The organism is 'Vigna radiata' phytoplasma (assembly GCF_030586915.1).
Classification (GTDB): domain Bacteria; phylum Bacillota_I; class Bacilli_A; order Acholeplasmatales; family Acholeplasmataceae; genus Phytoplasma; species Phytoplasma australasiaticum.
On record NZ_JAOSIS010000025.1, the window covers coordinates 1 to 4,798 of the forward strand.

The 4,798-nt window shown below is 20.0% G+C and carries 4 protein-coding genes; 3 read left to right on the plus strand and 1 reads right to left on the minus strand.

Annotation, left to right across the window (positions count from 1 at the left end; genetic code table 11):
• Nucleotides 1-405: ATP-binding cassette domain-containing protein (locus tag OC710_RS02190; RefSeq protein ID WP_304514982.1), on the minus strand; the 405-nt coding region annotated here is incomplete at its 3' end.
• 498 nt (nucleotides 406-903) lie between these two features.
• Between OC710_RS02190 and OC710_RS02195 the strand changes: the two genes are divergently transcribed.
• The 3 genes from OC710_RS02195 to OC710_RS02205 form a co-directional block, all read left to right on the plus strand.
• Nucleotides 904-1,545: a hypothetical protein gene (locus OC710_RS02195; RefSeq protein ID WP_004994988.1), complete on the plus strand. Its 642-nt coding sequence runs from the start codon at nucleotides 904-906 to the stop codon at nucleotides 1,543-1,545.
• 803 nt (nucleotides 1,546-2,348) lie between these two features.
• Nucleotides 2,349-2,957 (plus strand): hypothetical protein, encoded by a 609-nt coding sequence (locus OC710_RS02200; RefSeq protein WP_004994987.1) that lies wholly within the window; start codon nucleotides 2,349-2,351, stop codon nucleotides 2,955-2,957.
• 417 nt (nucleotides 2,958-3,374) lie between these two features.
• Nucleotides 3,375-4,798, plus strand: a 1,424-nt coding sequence (locus tag OC710_RS02205; protein ID WP_304514983.1) for a hypothetical protein, incomplete at its 3' end; no start/stop codon positions are given.

Here is a 4,798-nt window from a genome sequence, read left to right on the forward strand (position 1 = left end):
TTCGTGAGCAAATTTCTCCATTCCTACTTCTTTTAATTTTTTTAAAGCTTTACGAGAAGCTTCTGTATAATTCATTTTAAATACACATCTTAATGCTAGACAACAATTTTCTAAAACAGTTTTTTCCGAAAACAAATTAAAATGTTGAAAAACCATTCCTATTTGTACTCTTAAATCAGTTAGGGAAGTATTTGAATCTAGAAGATTATAATTATTAAAAAAAATTTTTCCTGAATCTGGTTTAGTTAATAAATTTAAGCACCTTAATAAAGTTGATTTTCCGGAACCAGAACGACCGATAATAGAAACTATTTCTTTTGTTTTTATTTGCAGATTAATGTTATTTAAAATTATTTCTTTGTTAAAAGATCTTTTTAAGTTTTTAACTTCTATTATATAGCTCATTATAATTTTTACGCTCCTTTTTGGATTATAAAATTTAATTTTTATAAATAATTGTCAATATTTTTAGATTTTTATGATATTTTTAATCTAATTGGTTTTAATTTTTAAAATTCTATAAAAAAAAATGATGTTTGTCAAATTTTTAATAAAATATAAAATATTTTTGTATTTTATTAAAACAAAAATTTTTGATAAAATGCTTTGTGGTATTATAGTAAAGGTATAATTTTTTAGTTTACCATTAATTTTTGAAATTTTTGCATTGATATATAATTTTTTAATTGTGATATTTTAGTTATTTTTTATTAAATTTCAATTAATTTTTTGATTTTTTGAAAATTTTTTGTTTCTTTAGTTTAAAGAATATAAAATGATGATAAAAACAATAACATTAAATTAGTATAAAGATAAGCTTTATATTAAAATTAATCTAATGTGTAAATTAATTAATAGTATTTGAAAAATAATTTAATAACAAAGAAAATAGGTATTTAAATTATGAATAAAAAAAATATTAGAAAGAAAAAAATCTTTTTATTATCCATTTTAATAGCTTCTATTTTATTTTTTATTATTTTCATTTTTATGGGCAATATTTTAGTTGCTATTGGACAACAACACGATGAAATTTGTTCAAATGTTAGCAGTTCTTTGGAAAATAATTTAGAATCAGGACAAAAAGATTTGATTTTAAATCTGACGAATTATGCCGAAAAAAGTGTTAATGATATTACAGATCATATTAAAAATACAGTAGATCAAATAAGTCTAAAATTTGATAAATCTGTTGATGATTTAAAAGAAAATGTTCAACTTAAGTTGTATAAATCTATTGATCATTTGGAAAAGCACACTAAAGAACATTCTAGTAAAATTTTTTATCAAGTTTTAGAACCTGAAATTTCAAAAAATTTAACTAGTTTAAAATCTAATATTTTAAATATTTTTTCTGATTGGCTTTATGATACTTTGAAATTAGATAAGATTTGGCAACCTATTAAAAACATTAAAAACACTTTATTATCTTTTTTTCCTTATAAATCTGATGATTCAATTGATAATAACTACAATTCTAATATAAAGATAGAAGAAATTGACGAAGAAATTAAAAAAGAGATTGAAATAGAAAAAATTGATTAATATTTATTTGTAATATTATAAATATTGAATTAAATTTATTTGTTGATCTTAAAAAAAATCAATTTATTATTTTTTTAAGTAATAGATTTTGAAATTTATAGTATTTATAAAAATAAAATTATAATGGATTTGTTTTATATAAACTTAATTATATTATTAATTGTTTTTATGTGCTGGAATATTTTTAATATTTTTTCGAAAGTTATATAAGTATTTATAGTTATTTGATTCTTTGGTATTGGTTTATTTTAGTTTTTTTGGGGTTATTTTAGGAAATTATATAAAATATTGATTGTTATTTATCTTTCGTTTTGGATTTATTTTTAGATGTATTTTTTAATATAGATGTGATTATTTTGTTAAAAAATAATCACGTTTTATTTAACATTATATAAATATATTTTTATTAATTTTTTTATATCTGTTTATTTTTGTTAAAATTAGTTTATAATATTAAATGTAGTAATTATTTAATTTAAAATTTTAATTAAAGGAATGTAATTGCTACACGATTTTGACACTTATTTTTCTATGATAGATTAGTGTAAAAATGTTTTTGTTTATTTATTAATTTTGATTTTTTAATTGAATTTAATAAATATTTGATTTTGAAATTTGAATTTGAACATTGAAAAAAATATAAAAAATTATATTGTATTAAACATAATTGTAAATTATTTTAACTTTTTTAATAAAAAAAGATAGTATTGAAAATAATTTATCAATATTTTGATTTAAAATTGGTATATTTAATTATATAAAAGAAGGAAATAATAAATATAAATACTGCAAAAAAACAATTTATGTCATTAAAAAATATTAAAATTTTATCTGTTATTGTATTATTCATGATTATAGGAGCGATGGCATTTATTTTTTCGAGCCATTCAGAATCATCATTTATGCCTTTTAATTCTAAAGAAAATTTAACATCAGGGACCATTTTGCCTGAAGATCCTAAATTAAAAATAAACAATGATTCATTAATATTGCCGGAAGAGAATGATGATGATTTGAAGTATCAATTTTCATCTATAAGCGATAATAATGTTAATTTCCCGGAATTAAAAGATGAAGAAATTGCGAGTGTTTTAAGTAGAAAATCTTCGTTATTATCAGATGTTAATTCTACAAATGAAATGCAATCTAATATAGATGAAATCGAATCTAAAACTAAATCTAATTTTAAATTTAGTTCTTTATTTAAACCATTTCGTAATATTAAGAAAAATTTAAAAAAACTAAAAAAAATTAATTCTGCCAATACTCTTGTAAATCATAATGTTGATTTAGAACCAGAGTATGCTACTATTCAACAAAATAATACTTTAGAGAACCATAAAAACCGTTCTGCTGTTGAATTTTGTAAATTAATTGAGTCTCCAGGAGTTATTGCTTATAATAATAAATAAGTTTAAATTAATAAGTTCACCTAAATAATATCTAGGAATTTTTAATTATAATATATTGAAAAAAATCTAATATTAATTTTGGAGGTCTTGGGAAAATCACTAGTTTTTATTGATTTATAAAGTTTTTTAAAGTTTTTTATTAATTCTATTAAATATGATTAATATTTTGTTACATCAATATAAATTAATTTATTTGCATTAAATTTAAGTTTTTTGTTATATTAAATTTTTTAAATTATATTTTTAATTCTAAAAAAGATCTTGAAAAACAGATCTTTTTTATTTATTTTTGTTTTTTTGATATTTTTTATAAATATTTTAATTTATTCAATATACATTGTTAAATTATTTTTTAATATTTATTAATTTAATTTGGACTATATTCGTTAGAAAGATATTGGTCTAAATAGTTTTAATATGAAAATTCAAAAAAATTATTTATTTTTTTTTGTTTTTTTTTGTGTTTTTAAAATTTTAATTTTTTTATTTTGGTCTAATCTTATAATTAAAAGTAAAAATATTAATTTAACTCATTTTTCTTTACTTAACTCAAAATTTTCACAAGAACAAGATATTAATTTTGATAAAGAACTAAAACAAATTGAAATTAATGAATTTAAAGCTTTATTAAAAATTAAAAACTCTTTTCCTCAATATTTCCAGGAATCAAATAAAGATAAAATAAATTTTTTATTAAATCAAGTTTTAGTGTTGATTTTAGGTGAAATTAAAAATCATAATTATCAATTTAATAATCAAGAATCAATTTTTGATTTTACAAAGTATTTATCTATGTTAGATAAATATGATTTATTTAATGGATTCAAAGATAAAATAGAAGAAATAGTTTTCGATCCGGATAAATATATTTTTGTTTTTCCTGGTAGTTCTGTTGAATTTCAAAATTATGATAAATATTTAATGTATAAAGACAGTTCCTTTAAATTGGATAATAAAGGTATTTTTTGGAGTAATTGGTTTCCTAAAAATTTTTTATTTATATCTAAAAATTATTTAGATACTGTTTTAAAATTAAGTATAGATATTTGGGATTCAAAAAATAATCAAGATAAACAATCATTTATAAATGAATTAGAGTTATTGCAGAAAAAATATATTTTATTGTCTAAAGTGGATACAGATTTTCATTTTATTAAACATAAAATAAAAAAAATAAACGTTTTTTCAAATACAGAAAGAGATATTATTGCTTCTTTGAAACAAACTATTGCAGATAAAGAATCTCAATATCGTCAACAAGCAGATTTATCCGAACAGGAACGTCACCAGTTAAAATCTGAAATCGATGGCTTAAAAGAAGATTTAATAACTAATAAAGGCAAGGTTGCTCGATACGAAAAAGATTTAGAAAAAGCGCATCAAGATTTGGCAAACATCTCTGTATCATTGGAAACCATTAAAGCCGAATTACAACAAGATCATCAATCTAGTGAAACAACTATTAATACACTTCAAACCGAATTACGAACTTTACAAGAAAAACGTGATCAATTACAGGGAAATTTGGACAGGGTTAAACAGGATAACGCAGATTTAAAGAACCAAAATGAACAATTAACACGACAATTAACCTCTTTACAAGAGGAAATGGGTTTGTTAAAAGAACGTCTTGCGCAACAACGTAAAATTATTGATCATCTCAATCAAGTGGTGTCAGAAACTCATGATCACCAAAGCAATTTATTAACAAGCATTGCTTCTTTGAAACAAACTATTGCAGATAAAGAATCTCAATATCGTCAACAAGCAGATTTATCCGAACAGGAACGTCACCAGTTAAAATCTGAAATCGATGGCTTAAAAGAAGATTTAATAACTAA

Coding starts and splice junctions, on each gene's coding strand:
- OC710_RS02195 (WP_004994988.1), top strand. CDS start 904: ATGAATAAAAAAAATATTAGAAAGAAAAAAATCTTTTTATTATCCATT.
- OC710_RS02200 (WP_004994987.1), top strand. CDS start 2,349: ATGTCATTAAAAAATATTAAAATTTTATCTGTTATTGTATTATTCATG.